This is a genomic window from Aestuariivivens sp. NBU2969 (genome assembly GCF_019931125.1).
In the GTDB taxonomy this organism is placed as follows: domain Bacteria; phylum Bacteroidota; class Bacteroidia; order Flavobacteriales; family Flavobacteriaceae; genus Aestuariivivens; species Aestuariivivens marinum.
Map to the genome: position 1 here is coordinate 1 of NZ_JAIOUU010000015.1, position 19,867 is coordinate 19,867.

A 19,867-nucleotide genomic window follows, 5' to 3' on the forward strand; every position below is an offset into this window, starting at 1 on the left:
TTCCACAAGAACTTTTTGTACTTTTTTTTTAATATTTTTTTGCCCCAATCTTAACTGCCTTATATCCCGATATTTATGAACAAAACTTTTTGCCCCTAAGCAATCCCCGTAAAAAAAAACAGGACCAACTATACATTTGTCTTCGTCAATAGGAGAAGGCTATAAAAAAAATCATAAGTACAAATACCCCATCTATGAACTTTTCTGAAGTACCACAAAGACAGCAACAAAAAAGCATACTAACAATTCACCGGACTTTTTGGTGCTAACGACAAAACATAATAAATATCAAGCAAGTTACACTTAATTTAAGTCTAGTGAAATTATACATATATATATATTGTGTGGATTTAGTTATACTCTTATCTTTGCAGCCGGATTTCAATTTATATTAATGATACATATTACACTACCCGACGGGAGCAAAAAATCATTTGAAAAAGGTATTACACCAATGGATGTTGCTAAAAGCATTAGCGAAGGCCTTGCCAGAAATGTCATTTCGGCAAGTTTTAATGGCATGAAAGTGGAAACCGTTACTCCATTAACTACGGATGGATCTTTGGTACTTTATACCTGGAAGGATGATGAGGGCAAAGCTGCTTTTTGGCACTCCTCTGCGCATGTTTTAGCTCAAGCTATTGAAGAGCTTTTCCCTGGTGCCAAACTTACCATAGGTCCTGCTATTGAAAATGGGTTTTATTACGATGTGGATTTTGGAGAACATACTGTATCAGAAAAGGATTTTAAAACGATTGAAAATAAGATGCTGGAAATTGCAAGGGGCAAGCATGATTTTAAGATGCGTTCAGCGAGCAAAGATGAAGCATTATCCTTATATAAAGACAATGAGTTTAAAACTGAACTTATAAAAAACCTAGAGGATGGCACTATTACTTTTTGTGATCATTCCACATTTACCGACCTATGTCGTGGAGGCCATATACCTAATACTGGCATCATAAAGGCAGTTAAGGTATTAAGTGTTGCTGGTGCGTATTGGCGAGGAGACGAAAACAAACCACAACTAACAAGGGTTTATGGAATTTCATTTCCGAAACAAAAAGAGCTTACTGAATATTTACAATTACTTGAAGAAGCCAAAAAACGCGACCACAGAAAACTTGGCAAGGAACTGGAACTATTTACTTTTTCACAAAAAGTAGGTCAAGGACTGCCCTTATGGCTGCCCAAAGGAGCTGCTTTGCGTGAACGTTTAGAAAACTTCCTAAAGACTGCACAGAAAAAAGCAGGTTACGAAATGGTGGTTACGCCTCATATTGGCCAAAAAGAACTATATGTCACTTCTGGACATTATGCAAAATATGGCGAGGACAGTTTTCAACCTATTCATACGCCAAAAGAAGATGAGGAGTTTTTATTAAAACCTATGAATTGTCCACACCATTGTGAAATCTATAAAAGTTCACAATGGAGTTATAAAGATCTGCCAAAACGTTTTGCTGAATTTGGTACCGTTTACCGATATGAGCAAAGTGGTGAATTGCACGGTTTAACCCGAGTTAGAGGCTTTACTCAAGACGATGCCCACTTGTTCTGTACTCCCGAACAATTGGACAAAGAGTTTAAAGATGTTATTGATTTGGTGCTTTATGTTTTTGGCTCCCTAGGATTCGAAAACTTTACAGCTCAAGTTTCGGTAAGGGATCCCGAAAACCCCGATAAATATATTGGTGATGTTTCAAATTGGGAAAAAGCAGAACAAGCCATTATTAATGCAGCAAAAGATAAAGGTTTAGACTACGTTATCGAAACTGGAGAAGCTGCATTTTATGGGCCTAAACTAGACTTTATGGTTAAAGATGCTTTGGGAAGGCGTTGGCAACTTGGAACGATACAAGTAGATTATAATTTACCTGAACGTTTTGACCTGACTTATAAGGGTAGTGACAATGAAATGCACCGTCCGGTAATGATTCACCGTGCACCCTTTGGTAGTATGGAACGTTTTGTAGCGTTATTATTAGAACACACAGGAGGCAATTTCCCTATTTGGCTTATGCCCATTCAGGTTAAAATCCTGTCGCTAAGTGAGAAATATGAAAAATACTCTGAAAAAGTTTTAAATTTGCTAGAAAATCACGAAATTCGCGCCCTTGTAGACCATAGAAATGAGACAATTGGGAAAAAAATTCGGGAAGCCGAAATGGAAAAACACCCTTATATGCTCATTATTGGTGAACAAGAAAAAAATGAAAATAAAGTAACAGTACGAAAACATGGTGGCCAAGATTTGGGAATGATTTCTACTGAAGACTTTGCCAAAATAATAAAAGAAGATATTAATAAAACGCTAAAGTCGTTTTAAGGAAAATAAGTTTAATTAAAAATTATAAGCCATAGCAATTAGAAGAAGAAGACAACCCCAAAGGGTTTCACAAGAGGATAAGCATAGAATTAACTCTAAAATTACATCGCCAAAGGTAAGAGTCGTAGGCGATAATGTTGAAGTAGGTATATATAGTATTAGAGAAGCTCTAAGTATAGCCGATGATCAAGGTTTAGACCTTGTTGAAATTTCACCAAATGCCGACCCCCCTGTATGTAAAGTTATGGATTATAAAAAGTTTCTTTACGAACAAAAGAAACGCGATAAGGCTTTAAAGGCGAAAGCCAGTAAGGTTGTAATAAAGGAAATTCGTTTTGGCCCTCAAACCGATGACCATGATTACGAATTTAAAAAGAAACATGCCGAGAAGTTCTTAAAGGAAGGGGCCAAGTTAAAAGCCTTTGTATTTTTTAAAGGACGCTCCATTATATTTAAAGAGCAAGGACAAATATTATTATTACGCTTGGCCCAGGATTTAGAAGAATTTGGGAAAGTTGAGCAAATGCCAAAACTTGAAGGTAAGCGAATGACCATGTTTATTGCTCCTAAAAAATAAAGTTATTACGGAAATAAGCCTGATAATATTCGGGACAGTAAAATGAAGATAATTAAGCGAATTAATTAAAAACTAGGAGAAGACAATGCCTAAAATGAAAACAAAATCTAGTGCCAAAAAACGTTTCAAGTTAACTGGTACTGGTAAGATTAAAAGAAAGCACGCTTTTAAAAGTCATATCTTAACAAAGAAGTCTAAAAAGCGTAAGCTAGCGTTAACTCATGCCACTACGGTAAATGAGGCTGACGAGAACAATGTTAAATTAATGTTACGTTTAAAGTAACACTGTTTAACCGGTTAAATTATTTATAAACCCTGGAGTGGGCCAATTAATTGACAATTGTAGATCTTAAATTTTAGATTTACAATTTAAGAGAAATAAAGAAGTGCAGATTATCTGCCGCCTACTACAAAAACAATTAAAATTATGCCAAGATCAGTAAATTCTGTAGCAAAAAGAGCCAGAAGAAAAAAGGTTCTAAAACAAGCAAAAGGTTACTTTGGAAGACGTAAAAACGTCTGGACAGTAGCTAAAAATGCGGTTGAAAAAGCGATGCAATATTCGTATAGAGACCGTAGAAACAAAAAAAGAACATTCCGTGCCTTATGGATCCAACGTATTAATGCTGGAGCTAGAGAACATGGATTATCTTATTCTCAATTTATGGGGAAATTAAAAGCTAACAATATCGAATTAAACCGTAAGGTCTTAGCCGATTTAGCAATGAATAACCCAGAAGCTTTTAAAGCAGTTGTAGATAGAGTTAAATAAGGCGTATCGCCTAATGTAAAACATATTATTCGCTTAATGTAAAAGCCCGATTCAAAATTGAATCGGGCTTTTTATATCACGTTTTAAATACCAAACGCAGTTACCACTAAATTTCGAGATGATGCATGGTCTCTATGTTCACATAAATAAATACCTTGCCAAATCCCTAAATTAAGCCTACCACTAGTAATTGGAACCAGTATAGACGCTCCAAGTAATGACGCTTTAATGTGTGCCGGCATATCATCAACTCCTTCATAGGTATGTTCATAATATGAAGCATGTTCTGGAACCAATACATTAAAATGGTTTTCAAAATCGGTTCTTACTGTATAATCTGCATTTTCATTAATGGTTAAACTTGCAGAAGTATGCTTAATAAATACGTGTAACTGTCCTACTTTTATTTGTTCTATTTCAGGAATAGCTTGTAAAACCTTTTTCGTAATTAAATGAAACCCTCTAGGGTACGGTTTTAATTGTAACTGACTTTGAAAAAATTGCATAGTAGCTATTCTATTTTAGGAACTTTGTATTGTAATTGCAGTTGTTTAATTTCCTCTTTCATTATTTTTATTACTGGCTGGTATACTGAATCACGAATAGCGTTATTTAGCTCCTTAGGATCCTTTTCTAAATCATAAAATTCCCATGTAGGAGATGTTTCTGTTTTAGAAGCTCCATATTTATTCAATCCCTTTCCATAAAAATAGGCTAATTTATACCTGTCATTTCTTACGCCAAAATGTGCCGGTCTTTTCGGTTCGTGTAACCAATATTGATAATACATGTTTTTCCTCCACCCTCTAAGTGGCTTTCCTTTTAAGTTTTCCCTAAAGCTTTCACCTTGCATATAATTGGGTTTCTCTATACCCGCATAATCTGCCAATAGTGCTGCAAAATCTATATTCAAAATAATATCATCTATCCGTTGTCCACCATTCAATTCTTTTGGGTATCGAATAACAAAAGGCATTCTAAGTGATTCCTCATAAATCAATCGTTTATCAAAAAACCCATGCTCCCCTAAAAAATAGCCTTGGTCTGCCGTATAAACTACAATTGTATTATCGGTGATACCTGCTTCATCCAAATAATCTAAAAGTTTACCAATATTATCATCAATAGTGGCACCACAACGCATAAAATCCTTTACGAATTTTTGATAGATTTTTTGTCGCAACCCAATACTATCCAAACCTTCTTTTTCAAAAGGCAAACCAGGATAACTGGTCCAAAATTCATCAGGACGACGATAAGCTTCTTCCCATCTTGCCTCCAAATTTTCTAATTTTTGCCCTACAAAAGTGCGTCCGCCCGTACCTTTACCAAAGTCCAGTAGCGATTGTGGTTCTGGGATATCAATATCGTTATACAAATCTTTAAAGCGATCGGGGTATTCAAATGGTTCATGAGTTGCTTTAAAATTACACATCATAAAAAAGGGCTTAGACACATCCCTTTGTTTTAAATATTGAATAGTTAAGTCGGTAATTACATCCGTGGAGAACCCTTTATACACCTTTCCTACAGAACCGTTATGACCATCTTTCCAATTGTCCTTGCTTTTAAGAATAGGATCCCAATAACGCCCTTGACCAGGAAGAACATTAAAATACTGAAAGCCTTCAGGTTGTTTTACCAAGTGCCACTTACCAATCACAGCTGTTTGATAGCCATTATCTCCTAAAGTTTTGGCTATATTAGGATGGCTATCTGGTAATGGTTCTCGTAAAGTATAGACCTGATTAATATGACTGTACTGACCTGTTAAGATGCTAGCCCTACTGGGTGAACAAATGGAATTAGTACAAAATGCATTATTGAGTACCACTCCTTCATTGGCTAAACGTTTTATATTTTTATTCTTAACGTGGTCCTTTATAATACCACCATAAATCCCCCAAGCTTGTGAAGTGTGGTCGTCAGAAAGAATAAAAAGGATATTAGGTTTATTATATATAACCGTTTCATGCTTTTCGTTTTTACAATTGAAAAGCAATACGATATACAACAAATAAATCATTAAGGTTATATATGTTTTCATCAATAAAAAAGGTTATCTGCTAAATTTACAATTTTCATTATGTTTTATTTAATTGTATTGTATTTTTTTGACGCAACCTTTTTTTAATTTTACATCTAATAAACAAATATTATTTAAAAATGAAAAAAAATATAATCTTCTTATTGGCCATAGTTTTAAGTGTTACTAGTTGTTCTTTAAAAAACGATACAGATCAAGACCAACAAACCTATAAAAGTCTTTGGCATTTGATCAATGTTTCAGGAGGAGTTTCTGGGGTAAATGATAGTTTTAGTTTAGGGACTATAGTTTGGTCATTTAACGAAACTACTTTAAAGTTAACCATTGAAAACGACAATACAGATGATACCAAACAAGACGGTTGGGATTCGGGAACATATGATTATTTACTTGATCAAACAGACTCACGTGATTTTTTAACCATAGGTGGAACAGAGGTTGGTGAATTGATATTCACGTCCGAAAATACCATGATTATTAATGAAAATGAAAAATCTACCGGTACTGCTGCCGACGGTTTAATATATACCTTGCAGCGTACTCTTGTAGCTGAATAGTATTAAAATTAAGTTTTTTGTTTTTTCTTTCTAGCAGCTGGAAAAAGCACATTGTTTAAAATTAAACGATATCCAGGAGATGTTGGATGCAAATCCAATTCTGTTTTAGAATCGCCAACCCTATGTTGGTAATCTTCAGGGTCGTGACCACCATAAAACGTAAAAAAGCCTTTGCCCCTAATTCCATGAATATACTTAGCTTCACCGTTGGCTTTGTTTTCTCCCATGACCAATACATTGGGTTTGATTTCACTACGTGTAAACGAAGTGGTTTGTCCCATAAAACCTTTGACCAAGGCTGTATGGTTTTGGCATAACATGGTAGGCACAGGGTCCCATTTAGCAGAAAACTCCATTAAAGAGAAATAATCAGCTGTTTTAGGTATTTGGCGCTTGCGTGTCATATCTATTGATGAAAATTCATAGACTAATGGGTTTTGCTCTAATATAAAATTTGTAAAGGCAAAAGCTTTATTATAGTCGATTTTATTTTGATAAGCAGGGTCACTACCATCCCCGTCAAACATAGGTTCACAAATATCAATACCTTCAGCTGCCAAAGCAATATCGAAACTATCAGTGGCACTACACATAGCAAACATAAATCCCCCTCCAATGACATAATCCCTAATTTTCTTTGCAACATCTAGTTTTTCCAAAGACACTTTAGCATAACCTAATTTTTCTGCCAAAGCTTCAGCAGATTTTTTATCTTCTATATACCACGATTGTGCACGATAAACCCCATAAAATTTTCCATACTGGCCTGTAAAATCCTCATGATGCAAATGCAACCAATCAAACAATAGCAAACCATCATTTAAAACCTCTTCGTCATAAACAGTTTCATAAGGAATTTCGGCATAAGTGAGTACCATGGTAACAGCATCGTCCCAAGGTTGATCGCCATAGGGGGTATAAACGGCTATTTTTGGTGCTTTTTCCAAAACTACAGCCTCCATATTTTGACTTGGACTACTAACTTCCTCTAAAATACTTTCTGCTTTAGCATTAGAAATAATTTCAAAAGATACGCCTCGAATTTGACATTCTTTTTGAATCGCTTCACTATTAGGCAACAAAAAAGAGCCTCCCCTATAATTGAGTAGCCATTTTACTTTTAACTGCTTACTAATCGTCCAATACGTCATACCATAAGCCTTTAAATGATTTTTTTGGCTGTCGGCGTCCATGGGAATAAGCACATAGGAGGCATAGGTTTTTAACCCTAAACCTATAAATAGTAATGTAATTAGTATCCTTTTCAATTTAAAGTAAATGTTATGGGATTTCTAAGTCGTTCCTCCTTCGAAATGACAAAATCTATTATTTATACCGAAAGATACTTAAAAATATTTCCGAGGTAAACTATTTATGAAAATATTAAAACGAAAAGATCTAGAATGGCACTTCGTCTTCTTCATCATTAAACGAACTTCCAAAAGCTTGATCTGGGCTTGCTTTAAAAGCATCTGACTTAAAAGTATCATCGTTTGCAGCTGCATTCATCTTACTATGGAATTCGAAAGGTGAATCGAAATCATCCAGATTATCAAATTTACCCAAGTGTCCTATAAACTTCAATCGAATATTATCCAATCCTCCATTACGATGTTTAGCAACAATAAATTCGGCTTGACCTTCAGTAGGAGAACGTTCTTCATCATCCCACTCATCTATTTTATAATATTCGGGTCTATAGATGAAACTCACGATATCTGCATCTTGCTCAATGGCACCAGACTCTCTTAAATCGGACAATAATGGACGCTTACTACCGCCACGGGTTTCAACTGCACGTGATAATTGTGATAATGCAATTACAGGCACATCTAATTCTTTTGCCAAGGCCTTTAGGTTTCTTGAAATCATTGAGATTTCCTGTTCCCTGTTTCCTGAGTTATTCCCTCCTGCAGTCATTAATTGCAAGTAATCGATCATGATCAACTTAATACCATATTGGGAAGATAAACGTCTTGCTTTGGCTCGTAAATCAAAAATGGAGAGCGAGGGGGTATCGTCAATATAAAGCGGCGCTTTCTCTAAGCCCTTTACCTTTACGTTTAATTGCTCCCACTCATGCTTTTCCAACTTTCCGGTTCTTAGCTTTTCTGAAGACAGCCCTGTTTCACTAGAAATCAAACGGGTAATCAATTGTACCGAGGCCATCTCCAAAGAGAAAAATGCCACAGGTATATTTTGGTCAACAGCAATATTTCTTGCCATAGACAGCGTTAACGCAGTTTTACCCATACCAGGTCGAGCTGCTACAATAATCAAATCGGAAGGTTGCCAACCCGAAGTTAATTTATCTAACTTTGTAAAACCTGTAGGGATACCACTTAAACCTTCCTTATTTGAAATTTCCTCAATTTTTTTCTTCGCTTGGATTACCAAATCCTGAGCTGTTTCACTAGACTTTTTAATGTTACCCTGTGTAACCTCATAAAGTTTGGCTTCAGCTTTATCTAATAAGTCGAAAACATCCTTGGTTTCATCATAGGAATCCTCAATAATTTCATTCGAGATTTTAATTAAACTCCGCTGGATAAATTTTTGCAGAATGATACGGGCGTGAAACTCGATATGAGCCGACGACGATACTTTCTGGGTTAAGGAAATGAGATAAAAATCTCCACCGCACAATTCCAGTTTTGCAGTTTTCTTTAATTGACTGGAAACAGTTAATAAGTCTATTGGTTCACTACTTTCAAACAATTGAAAAATAGCTTCAAAAATGTGTTGATGGGCTTCCTTATAGAATGCTTCTGGACTAAGAATATCTATTACCTCATCAACTCCTTTTTTATCAATCATCATCGCACCCAACACAACTTCCTCTAAATCAATAGCTTGAGGAGGTAATTTTCCTTTTTCTAAATTGATAAGCGTACTTTTATCTACTTTGTATCCTTGTATTTGGTTGGGTTGTTTCATAGTTGCGAAAGTAACTAAAAAGAATTTTTTTTTAAAGCCAACGAGAATTGCTGTTGTCCACTAGTCATTAACAATTGAACTGTTAATAACTAAAAAATATTGTCGATAACCATAAAAAAATCTGAAGTTAGTACTTCAGATTTCTATTAAGGTATGATTTTAAAAGGATTACCCTTTAAATACACCCATGTTTGAATATTTTTCCATACGTTGGTCAACTAATTCTTTTGGTGATAAGTTTTTAAACTCCCCATAAGAATTAACAATGGCATCACTTACCAATTCAAATGCTTTTTCACGATTTCTATGTGCACCACCCAAAGGTTCTTTTATAATATCGTCCACTAATTTTAGCTTCTTCATATCGGTAGCGGTCAATTTTAATGCTGCAGCAGCCTGTTCTTTATACTCCCAACTACGCCATAAAATGGATGAGCAAGATTCTGGAGAGATTACAGAATACCATGTGTTTTCCAACATTAAAACCTTATCACCAACACCAATTCCTAAAGCACCACCTGAAGCACCTTCACCAATAATAACTGTTATGATAGGTACTTTTAGTCTGGTCATTTCCAAAATATTACGTGCAATGGCTTCTCCTTGTCCACGTTCTTCAGCTTCAAGTCCAGGATAGGCTCCAGGTGTATCTAAAATAGTTACTACAGGAATACCAAATTTTTCAGCTGATTTCATCAATCTTAGAGCTTTACGATAGCCTTCAGGATTTGCCATCCCAAAATTTCTATACTGCCTAGTCTTAGTATTATACCCTTTTTGTTGACCAATAAACATAAAGCTTTGATCGCCAATTTTTCCCAATCCACCTATCATCGCCTTATCGTCCTTAAAGTTTCTATCGCCATGCAGCTCTAAAAACGAACTACCACAAATGGCACGAATATAATCTAAGGTATAAGGCCTATCCGGATGACGGGAAAGCTGGACACGTTGCCAAGCTGTTAGGTTTTTGTATATTTCTTTACGGGTTTCTTTTAACTTTTTTTCTATTTGCTTGCAAGTTTGGGTAACGTCCACATCACTCTCTTCACCTATGACCTTACACTTCTGCAATTGTTCTTCAAGTTCTTTTATTGGAAGTTCAAACTCTAAATATTCCATAAAAATTCCTAGTTTTAGTTAGCCTACAAATATAAAAACTTTAATCGTCTTAAATAGTTAAGTATCCTTTCTTTTTAAATATCTCAAGTTTTTTATAATCCCATTTAACAGTACCGTGCTAATTATTATTACTGCTCCATAATAAAATGAGTTACTCATTTTTTCCTTTTCTGGAAATAAAATAACTGCCATTATAATGCCATAAACAGGCTCTAAATTATAGGTTAATACAACCGTGAAAGGACTAATTAGCCGCATAACATAAACCGAAGCGATAAATGCATAAGCGGTACATACTGAAGCCAGAATAAAAAGATACCAAAAATCTGCTGCACTCAATAAAAAAAAATCTGTTGAAAATCCACCATCAAAAAGCATAATAAAAATTGAAATGAACGCTACACCACTAATAAACTCATAAAACGAAATAACCGTAGCGGTGTGTTGCCTTAAAAATTTACCATTTAACACTGCAAATAAGGATGATAAAAAAGCTGATGTGATACCGAGTATCATACCGGATAAATATTTTATCTCACTTTGTGTTATGATATATACCCCAGCGATGACAAATATTCCGAAAAGAATTTCATACCAAATAATCTTTCGCTTATATATTATTGGTTCAATTAAGGAGGCAAAAAAGGCTCCTGTTGAAAACATAGCCAATGCAATAGACACATTGGCAACATCAATTGCACCAAAAAAGGTTATCCAATGCAAAGCAATTATAATTCCAGCAATTGAAAACCGTAAAATAGCTTTAAGAGAAATCTTTGATTTCACCTTAGCCATTTTTATGTAAGCAAATACTAAAATACTAGCCATTAACATTCTAAACCACACCAATGGTATGGCCTTAATGGATATTAATTCGCCTAAAATGGCTGTAAAACCAGCAATAAATACTAAAAAATGTAGATGTAAGTAGTTTTTTATTCTATCGTTTGGCATTCCTTAGTAGGTATAAAGCTAAAATACCAAAAATAAAATTAGGAAACCAAACTGCAATTACCGGTGGAAAATCAGATTGTTCTGCCATAACCCCAAATATTTTATCGAAGAACACAAATACCATGGCTATACAAATCCCTACGGCTAAATTTACGCCCATGCCCCCACGTCGTTTTATAGATGATACGGCTACAGCAATAATAGTCAATATAAATACTGAAACCGGTAAACTCCACTTCCTATACTTCACTAACTTATACCTACCAATATTCGAAGAACCTCTTAATTCTTCTTTCTCTATAAACTCATTAAGTTCTTTATAGCCCAATGTCTCGGCTATATATATAACAGGTGTTAAATCGTCTACATCAAATGAAAAAATGGTATCCTTACTTTTGCTTTCTTCAATTATATCATTTACTTCACCAACTTTTCGTTTTACATAATTTGTAAGTCTATAAATGGAATCCTTTTCAATGTATTTAATATTATTGGCATCTATTTTGTACACTAACTTATTGTCTTCAAAATGTTCGAATACAAAATTTCTTCCTATTTTATTTTTAACATCAAAACTACTTACGTAAATAATATCGTTATCGTTTAATTGTCTATAAACATTAGTGTTTTCAACTGCTGTTCTCCCCTTTTTTAAATATTTATAACTAAAATCGTTAAATCCTTCACTTGCACTTGGCGCCAAATAAAGTCCTAAAACAATAGATAAAATGGCAACAACAAAAGCGCCTATTAAATAAGGCCTCAAAAATCGTGTAAAAGACACCCCAGAGCTTAAAAAGGCAATAACTTCAGTATTATTGGCTAGTTTAGAAGTAAACCAAATAACCGATAAAAACAAAAAAAGCGGAAACAACAAATGGGCAAAATAAATGGTAAAGTCTAAAAAATAGAGCATCACCTCAGCAAAAGGTACCTCATTTTCTAAAATTTTACCAATCTTTTCAGCAAGGTGTACCGTTATTCCAATGGGAATAAACAGTAATAACATCATTAAAAATGTAAAGATATAGCGCTTTAATATGTACCAATCCAGTATTTTCATTACAAACGCTTATCCATTTGTTTTACCATTTTGTCTTTCCAAGTTCTAAAATCTCCAGCTAATATATGTTTTCTAGCTTCCCTAACCAACCATAAATAAAAACCTAAATTATGTATGGTTGCAATTTGTTTGCCCAAAAGTTCATTAACCGAAAACAAATGTTTTAAATAGGCTTTACTGTACTCAGTATCTACAAATGTTATGCCCATTTCATCAATAGGTGAAAAATCGGTTTCCCATTTTTTATTTTTGATGTTGATTGTACCATTAGCTGAAAATAACATGCCGTTTCTGGCATTGCGGGTTGGCATCACACAATCGAACATATCAATACCTAATGCAATATTCTCTAAAATATTAATAGGTGTTCCTACGCCCATTAAATAACGTGGTTTGTCTTCTGGTAAAATATGACAAACCACATCGGTCATTGCATACATCTCTTCCGCCGGTTCTCCTACCGACAACCCTCCTATGGCATTTCCAACAGCTCCTGCATTGGCAATATACTCTGCCGATTGCTGACGTAAATCCTTATAGGTACTGCCCTGCACTATTGGAAAAAAAGCTTGATCATAATCATATTTTAATGGTGTTTTATCTAAATGGGCAATACACCTGTCCAGCCAACGATGTGTCATGTGCATAGAACGCTTTGCATAGTTGTAATCACAAGGGTAAGGTGTACACTCATCAAAGGCCATAATAATATCTGCCCCTATACTACGTTGAATCTCCATAACATTTTCAGGGGTAAACACGTGGTAACTTCCATCGATATGAGACTTGAACTTTACACCTTCTTCTTTGATTTTTCGATTTGCAGATAAGGAATACACTTGGTAGCCGCCAGAATCGGTTAAGATATTTCTGTCCCAATTCATAAACTTATGTAACCCTCCTGCTTTTTCTAAAATATCGGTTTGTGGCCTTAAGTATAAATGATAAGTGTTTCCCAATATAATATCTGGGTTAATATCATCTTTAAGTTCACGTTGGTGCACACCTTTTACCGAAGCAACTGTACCCACAGGCATAAAAATTGGTGTTTCAATAACACCGTGGTCTGTGGTTATAGTTGCTGCCCTTGCTCTACTTTGGGAGTCTTTTCCTTTTAATTCAAATTTCATGTGTTGCATTTATTGCTCATTCATACGGAACACTTCTACAATGCTCAGTTCAGTCATGTAACATCTTTATAAACATTATCTAAAATGGGATAAGTATTTGATTTGGATGTTTCATTCTAAGAAAATCAACAGGGAACAAATATAGGTAACTATATGTGACCTATTTCTTAATAAAATCAAAATTGTTAGCAAATCACAATAAATCGTTAATAAATGGATGAAAACCCTTTTTTTAAATCTTAATAAACCCTTACTTTTGTGGCTTAAAATTTTTAAGAATTAAAAAATGCCAAACACGCAGTATTTAAACGATTTAACGACACAAGTACGTAGAGATATTTTACGTATGGTTCACAAAGTAAATTCAGGACACCCAGGAGGGTCATTGGGTTGTGCTGAATTTTTTGTTTGCTTGTACAACAACATTATGGATAGAAAAGAAAGCTTTGATATGGATGGTATTGAAGAAGATCTTTTCTTTTTATCAAATGGTCATATTTCACCTGTTTATTATAGTGTTTTGGCAAGAGCAGGATATTTTCCTGTTGAAGAATTGAATACGTTCCGATTAATCGATTCGCGTTTACAAGGACACCCAACAACCCATGAAGGCTTACCTGGTGTGCGTATTGCATCAGGATCTTTGGGACAAGGCATGAGCGTAGCTATTGGAGCAGCACAAGCTAAAAAGCTAAACAATGACAACCACTTAATATATTCGCTTCATGGGGACGGTGAGTTACAGGAAGGACAAAATTGGGAAGCCATTATGTATGCCTCTGCCAAAAAAGTGGACAACATGATCGCCACTGTGGACCTAAACGGAAAACAAATTGATGGTGAGACCGATGAGGTACTTAATATGGGAAATGTTAAAGCTAAGTTTGAAGCTTTTGGATGGACCGTTTTAGAAATTAAAGAAGGGAATAATATTGAAGCTATTTTAAAAGGCATGGCAAATGCCAAAGCTGAAACTGGAAAAGGAAAGCCTGTTTGTGTGTTATTGCATACCGAAATGGGTAACGGTGTTGATTTTATGATGCATACCCATGCATGGCATGGTAAGGCACCTAATGATGAGCAATTAGAAAGCGCATTGGCACAAAATCCTGAAACTTTAGGCGACTACTAATCCACCAAAAACTACAAAGACATGAAAACTTATACATATACAGAAAAAAAAGATACAAGAAGTGGATTTGGCGCTGGTTTGGCTGAATTAGGAAGGACCAACCCAAATGTAGTTGCACTTTGTGCCGATTTAATTGGTTCGTTAAAAATGGACCAATTTATAAAAGAAAATCCAGAGCGCTTTTTTCAAGTAGGTATCGCTGAAGCCAACATGATGGGTATTGCTGCTGGCTTGACCGTTGGCGGAAAAATTCCTTTTACTGGAACCTTTGCAAACTTTTCAACAGGTCGTGTTTACGATCAAATTCGCCAATCAATAGCTTATTCTGGAAAAAATGTAAAAATATGTGCTTCACATGCAGGCATTACGCTTGGTGAGGATGGTGCTACTCACCAGATTCTTGAAGACATAGGTTTGATGAAAATGCTCCCAGGTATGGTAGTTATCAACCCCTGTGACTATAACCAAACTAAAGCTGCCACCATTGCTATTGCCGATTACAATGGCCCTGTCTATTTACGTTTTGGAAGACCTTCTGTTCCTATTTTCACGCCTGTCGATCAAAAATTTGAAATTGGTAAAGCTATTCAACTAACAGAAGGAACCGACGTTACTATTGTAGCGACCGGACACTTGGTTTGGGAAGCATTGGAAGCTTCAAAAGCATTACATGAAAAAGGTATTGCTGCTGAAGTGATTAACATCCACACTATAAAACCTTTAGATGAAGAAGCCATTTTAACTTCTGTAGCCAAAACAGGATGCATTGTGACTTGTGAAGAACACAACTATTTAGGTGGTTTAGGAGAAAGTGTTGCCAGGACCTTAGCATTAAATAATCCTACACCGCAAGAGTTTGTTGCAACTAACGATACGTTTGGTGAATCTGGTACACCAGCACAACTCATGAAAAAGTATGGCTTGGATAGTGAAACCATTATCAATAAAGTAGAGGCCGTTCTAAAAAGAAAATAATAGTAAAACATCTAGTTTAATAACACTTTTAAACGCTGCTAAAGAAAATAAAATGTCTTTGGCAGCGTTTTTGATTGTATACAAACCTAAATCTAAAAAACTTATATTATGAAAAGACTAATTTTAACGCCACTACTAACCATGCTATTTGTAGCAGGTATTAACGCTCAAACGTCATCAGGCTTTGGCTTTAAAGGTGGTTTGAATTATAATGCCAATGGCAAGTATTTTGAGTCTATAAGTGAAAATGCTAAAAACCCAGATAGAAACATAGGTTATCACTTAGGTATCTTTGGAAAAATTGGAAGCAAAGTTTACTTTAAGCCTGAATTAGTTTATACTAGCACCAAAAGTGATTACGACAACGACACCTTTAAAATGGAAAAAATAGACGCTCCGCTTTTAGTAGGTGTTAAAGTTTTAGGACCTGTTAGTGTTTTTGGTGGGCCTGCTTTTCAGTATATTTTAGATACCGAATACGACGGTATTTCTATTAACGATATTGAAAACGATTTTACCTTAGGCTTAAACTTTGGGATTGGTCTTAATTTTAAACGCATGGGGCTAGATCTACGCTATGAAAGGGGGTTTAGCGACAATGAAGCTAAATTTTTCTTAAATAATATATCATCAAATCCAGATAGGTTAGACACACGTCCAGACCAACTTATTTTAAGTTTGTCTTTTATCCTATAACCCTTTAAGATTTTATTTTATACCCGACAGGTTTACAAATCTGTCGGGTCTTTTTTTAATGTCTTTTGGCTTTCCCAACTCCGCTAGGAATTCTAATTTTTTCTACAATGTTTTGTACGCGCTTGGGTGGTTTTGGTGTAAACTTCATAATAGAAATAGATACGATAAAATTCAACACCATAGCGACCGATCCAAATCCTTCGGGAGAAATACCAAACCACCATTCACTTTTATCGGGCAAGGTTTCATCAAACCATCCTAATTTATATTTTATCATATATAATAGCATAGAAACAATACCAATAACCATACCCGCTATTGCACCTTCCTTGTTCATACGTTTGTAAAAAATACCTAAAATAATAGCTGGAAAAAACGATGCGGCAGCAAGTCCAAAGGCTAAAGCCACAACGGCTGCCACAAAACCTGGTGGATTGATTCCAAAATATCCAGCCACACAAACAGCTCCTACTGCCGATATACGAGCTGTTACCAATTCCCCTTTTTCTGAAATTTTTGGGTTAATGATTTTTTTAATTAAATCATGTGATACTGATGCTGATATCACCAATAGCAATCCTGCTGCTGTTGATAATGCTGCTGCCAATCCTCCAGCTGCCACCAAGGCAATCACCCAATTGGGTAGTTTAGCAATTTCGGGATTCGCTAACACCATAATATCACGATCTACAATTAGTTCATTTTTGCTAACATCAGCTACATATTGAATACGACCATCGTTATTTTTATCGGTAAAGCCAATTAATCCTGTTGTTTCCCATTTTTTAAACCAATCAGGAACACCTTTATAAGGTTTATTGGATACTGTTTCAATCATATTGGTTCGGGCAAAAACAGCTACTGCAGGTGCCGTAGTATATAAAATTACAATTAACAATAGGGCTATTCCCGCCGATTTACGAGCATCCCTTACTCTTTTCACCGTAAAAAACCGCACAATAACATGAGGCAAACCAGCTGTACCAACCATTAACGCTAAGGTGATAGCAAATACATCGATCATGGATTTGGAGCCTTCGGTATATTCTTCGAAACCTAATTGTGTACTCAATCCATCCAGTTTATCCAAAAGATAAGTACCGGAACCATCGGCCAATTCACTGCCAAATCCTAATTGCGGAATGGGATTACCAGTCATTTGTATGGAAATAAAAATAGCAGGTACCATAAAGGCAAAAATCAGCACACAGTATTGTGCTACTTGGGTATAGGTAATGCCTTTCATACCCCCCAAAACGGCATAAAACAACACGATAAACATTCCAATAATAACCCCTGTGTCAATATTGACTTCCAAAAATCTTGAAAATACAATACCCACACCACGCATTTGCCCAGCCACATAGGTAAACGATACCAATAAAGCACAAAATACAGCGACTAACCGTGCTGTTTTGGAATAATAACGATCACCGATAAAATCGGGTACAGTAAATTTTCCAAACTTTCTTAAATAAGGTGCCAGCAATAATGCCAACAAAACGTAACCTCCTGTCCAACCCATTAGGTAAACAGCACCATCGTATCCAGCAAAGGATATGATCCCAGCCATAGAAATAAAAGAAGCTGCACTCATCCAATCGGCTGCTGTGGCCATTCCATTGGCCCATGGAGAAACACCTCCACCTGCCACATAGAAATCCTTGGTAGAATTGGCTCTAGACCAAATGGCAATACCAATATACAATGCAAAGGTTAATCCCACTAAAATATAAGTCCATTTTTGGACACCAATGCCTTCCAGCACCATCATACTACTTATCATAGCCATATTTTTTATCGAGTTTATTCATTAAACGAACATAAACAAATATGAGAACGACAAATACATACATCGACCCTTGTTGGGCAAACCAAAAGCCTAGTTTGAATCCTGCTATTTTAATTTTATTTAATTCGTCCTTAAATAATATCCCTGCCCCGTAGGATACCAAAAACCAGATGGCCAAAAGAATTAAAACGTACCTGATGTTTTCTTTCCAATAGGACTTTGCGTTATTTTTAGTCATACTTTAATTGGTTTGATTAATTATTTTTGGTTAATATTTACAACACCTTTGATTAATTGAAAATTATTTAACTTTTTGAAAATACACTTTAATTTCATTCACTACCCTTGGTGCCATAATTAAAGTTGTTGTAACCCCTAAAATAATACTTGCAATATATAAATATTTGTAATAGTGCTTATTATGGCTGCAAAAAGAAACGCCCTACACTTGGCCGCTTACTAGGATTAGGAAAACAGGGGTGAGGTACTAAAAATCAATATACTCAATAACAACACATAATCTTTTAATATATATATAGTCCACCTCCTATTAATAGCACCAACAAAGGAAAACCCCACACAAACGATGAAAAATCACTTAGGAGTTGCTCCATAAAAGTCCTATTGATTCAAAAATATTTTATAAATATATCATTTTAGCTGAGTATATTTACCCTAACCAAACCAATTATTTTGCAAACCATTAGACTGTATTTTATTGATACTGTTAGGGCATTTGCCATTTTAATGATGCTCCAAGGGCATTTTATTGATACCTTAATAGATCCTATTTACAGAGACCCATCGAATATTATTTATACAATTTGGGTTTATTTTCGAGGCATAACGGCCCCTACATTCTTTACCATTTCAGGAATGGTATTTATGTATTTATTATTGAGGGCTTATGCAAAAGGGGATGATAAACCTAGAATTAAAAAAGGGTTGTTAAGGGGGCTACTACTTATTGGCATTGGTTACAGCCTACGCATCAATTTAATTGGTTGGTTAACCGGACATTTTAACTTTAATTTTTTAGCTGTAGATGTACTGCAATGTATTGGTTTATCATTAATTATTTCGGTAGGACTATATGTTATACTAAAAAGACAATCTTATGTTTTGTCTTTGGTGCTAGTCCTATTGGGGACTGCCTGCTTCTTGACCGAACCACTATACAGAACCCTATCGTTACCCTCGGTTCCATTGTTCATAGGAAACTATATGAGCAAATCACACGGTTCGGTATTTACTATATTGCCCTGGTTTGGCTATATGGCCTATGGCGCATGGCTGGCTACGGTATTCTTTAGGCATTTGCAAAAACCAAAATTTAAATTGTTTACCATTATTGCTTTTTTTGTTATTGGAGGATTACTCATTAATTGTTCGTCCTGGTTCTTAATAAAATTATATCACATGACCGGTTTTGAATTGTTAAACGCATCAGCCAACTACAATTATCTTTTTACCAGATTTGGTAATGTTTTAATACTTTTTGCTTTTTTTTATACATTCGAACGTTTTTTAAAACAATCCTTAGTTACTAAAATTGGTCAAAAAACCTTATCTATTTATGTGGTACACTTCATCATCATTTATGGTAGCTATACAGGTTTTGGCTTAAAACGTTATTTTTATAAATCCTTAACCCCTACCGAAGCCATTATAGGCGCTATTGGTTTTATGCTAATAGTCTGTTTTATTGCATTTCATTATGCAAAAACCAATGCCTTTTTGTACAGTATTTTTAGGAGAATCGTAAATAAAACAAACCGTTAACC

The 19,867-nt window shown here is 35.2% G+C and carries 19 protein-coding genes; 9 read left to right on the forward strand and 10 right to left on the reverse strand.

The annotated features are described in order from the left end of the window. The first annotated feature begins 394 nt into the window (after positions 1 to 394). The 4 genes from thrS to rplT all read left to right on the forward strand — a co-directional run bounded on the left by thrS (position 395) and on the right by rplT (position 3,678). Complete coding sequence (gene thrS / locus K7G79_RS10895; RefSeq protein WP_223551614.1) at positions 395 to 2,329, forward strand: threonine--tRNA ligase; 1,935 nt, start codon at positions 395 to 397, stop codon at positions 2,327 to 2,329. A gap of 31 nt (positions 2,330 to 2,360) precedes the next feature. Continuing rightward, positions 2,361 to 2,906 (forward strand): translation initiation factor IF-3, encoded by a 546-nt coding sequence (infC, locus tag K7G79_RS10900; protein ID WP_223551662.1) that lies wholly within the window; start codon positions 2,361 to 2,363, stop codon positions 2,904 to 2,906. Between the two features lie 85 nt (positions 2,907 to 2,991). Beyond that, complete coding sequence (rpmI, locus tag K7G79_RS10905) at positions 2,992 to 3,189, forward strand: 50S ribosomal protein L35 (RefSeq protein WP_223551615.1); 198 nt, start codon at positions 2,992 to 2,994, stop codon at positions 3,187 to 3,189. A 144-nt stretch (positions 3,190 to 3,333) separates the two neighbouring features. After that, complete coding sequence (gene rplT, locus K7G79_RS10910; protein WP_223551616.1) at positions 3,334 to 3,678, forward strand: 50S ribosomal protein L20; 345 nt, start codon at positions 3,334 to 3,336, stop codon at positions 3,676 to 3,678. 83 nt (positions 3,679 to 3,761) lie between these two features. Here rplT and K7G79_RS10915 read toward each other — a convergent pair whose 3' ends face one another. Together K7G79_RS10915 and K7G79_RS10920 are read right to left on the reverse strand one after the other, a co-directional pair. Further along, positions 3,762 to 4,184, reverse strand: a complete 423-nt coding sequence (locus tag K7G79_RS10915; protein ID WP_223551617.1) for a secondary thiamine-phosphate synthase enzyme YjbQ — start codon at positions 4,182 to 4,184, stop codon at positions 3,762 to 3,764. A gap of 5 nt (positions 4,185 to 4,189) precedes the next feature. Next, complete coding sequence (locus tag K7G79_RS10920) at positions 4,190 to 5,725, reverse strand: sulfatase (protein ID WP_223551618.1); 1,536 nt, start codon at positions 5,723 to 5,725, stop codon at positions 4,190 to 4,192. Between the two features lie 119 nt (positions 5,726 to 5,844). Between K7G79_RS10920 and K7G79_RS10925 the strand changes: the two genes are divergently transcribed. Further along, entirely contained in the window at positions 5,845 to 6,282 is a 438-nt protein-coding gene (locus tag K7G79_RS10925; RefSeq protein WP_223551619.1) for a hypothetical protein, read from the forward strand. A gap of 8 nt (positions 6,283 to 6,290) precedes the next feature. On the opposite strand, the gene K7G79_RS10930 is transcribed toward K7G79_RS10925, so the two are convergent. The 6 genes from K7G79_RS10930 to tgt form a co-directional block, all read right to left on the reverse strand. Further along, positions 6,291 to 7,475 (reverse strand): asparagine synthetase B, encoded by a 1,185-nt coding sequence (locus K7G79_RS10930; RefSeq protein WP_223551663.1) that lies wholly within the window; start codon positions 7,473 to 7,475, stop codon positions 6,291 to 6,293. A gap of 205 nt (positions 7,476 to 7,680) precedes the next feature. After that, positions 7,681 to 9,219 carry a replicative DNA helicase gene (dnaB, locus tag K7G79_RS10935; protein WP_223551620.1) on the reverse strand — a complete coding sequence of 513 codons (1,539 nt, stop codon included), beginning with the start codon at positions 9,217 to 9,219 and terminating at the stop codon, positions 7,681 to 7,683. Between the two features lie 168 nt (positions 9,220 to 9,387). Continuing rightward, positions 9,388 to 10,341, reverse strand: a complete 954-nt coding sequence (locus K7G79_RS10940) for an acetyl-CoA carboxylase carboxyltransferase subunit alpha (RefSeq protein WP_223551621.1) — start codon at positions 10,339 to 10,341, stop codon at positions 9,388 to 9,390. Positions 10,342 to 10,398: 57 nt separating this feature from the next. Further along, entirely contained in the window at positions 10,399 to 11,295 is an 897-nt protein-coding gene (locus tag K7G79_RS10945; RefSeq protein WP_223551622.1) for a DMT family transporter, read from the reverse strand. Continuing rightward, entirely contained in the window at positions 11,282 to 12,358 is a 1,077-nt protein-coding gene (locus K7G79_RS10950) for an LptF/LptG family permease (RefSeq protein WP_223551623.1), read from the reverse strand. The genes K7G79_RS10945 and K7G79_RS10950 overlap by 14 nt, the downstream gene beginning before the upstream one ends. Further along, complete coding sequence (tgt, locus tag K7G79_RS10955; RefSeq protein ID WP_223551624.1) at positions 12,358 to 13,488, reverse strand: tRNA guanosine(34) transglycosylase Tgt; 1,131 nt, start codon at positions 13,486 to 13,488, stop codon at positions 12,358 to 12,360. Before tgt ends, K7G79_RS10950 begins: the two co-directional genes overlap by 1 nt. A 286-nt stretch (positions 13,489 to 13,774) precedes the next feature. Here tgt and K7G79_RS10960 point away from each other — a divergent pair, with 286 nt between their 5' ends. From K7G79_RS10960 to K7G79_RS10970, 3 genes are all read left to right on the forward strand, one after another. Then, complete coding sequence (locus K7G79_RS10960) at positions 13,775 to 14,620, forward strand: transketolase (protein WP_223551625.1); 846 nt, start codon at positions 13,775 to 13,777, stop codon at positions 14,618 to 14,620. A gap of 21 nt (positions 14,621 to 14,641) precedes the next feature. Beyond that, on the forward strand, positions 14,642 to 15,595 hold the full coding sequence (locus K7G79_RS10965; protein WP_223551626.1) for a transketolase family protein: 954 nt from the start codon (positions 14,642 to 14,644) through the stop codon (positions 15,593 to 15,595). Between the two features lie 108 nt (positions 15,596 to 15,703). Beyond that, positions 15,704 to 16,291, forward strand: a complete 588-nt coding sequence (locus K7G79_RS10970; protein ID WP_223551627.1) for an outer membrane beta-barrel protein — start codon at positions 15,704 to 15,706, stop codon at positions 16,289 to 16,291. 55 nt (positions 16,292 to 16,346) lie between these two features. Here K7G79_RS10970 and K7G79_RS10975 read toward each other — a convergent pair whose 3' ends face one another. Continuing rightward, entirely contained in the window at positions 16,347 to 18,047 is a 1,701-nt protein-coding gene (locus K7G79_RS10975) for a sodium:solute symporter family protein (protein ID WP_223551664.1), read from the reverse strand. A gap of 19 nt (positions 18,048 to 18,066) precedes the next feature. Further along, on the reverse strand, positions 18,067 to 18,321 hold the full coding sequence (locus K7G79_RS10980; RefSeq protein ID WP_223551628.1) for a DUF4212 domain-containing protein: 255 nt from the start codon (positions 18,319 to 18,321) through the stop codon (positions 18,067 to 18,069). A 455-nt stretch (positions 18,322 to 18,776) separates the two neighbouring features. Between K7G79_RS10980 and K7G79_RS10985 the strand changes: the two genes are divergently transcribed. Further along, positions 18,777 to 19,865: a heparan-alpha-glucosaminide N-acetyltransferase domain-containing protein gene (locus K7G79_RS10985; RefSeq protein WP_223551629.1), complete on the forward strand. Its 1,089-nt coding sequence runs from the start codon at positions 18,777 to 18,779 to the stop codon at positions 19,863 to 19,865. The last annotated feature ends 2 nt before the right edge of the window (positions 19,866 to 19,867 follow it).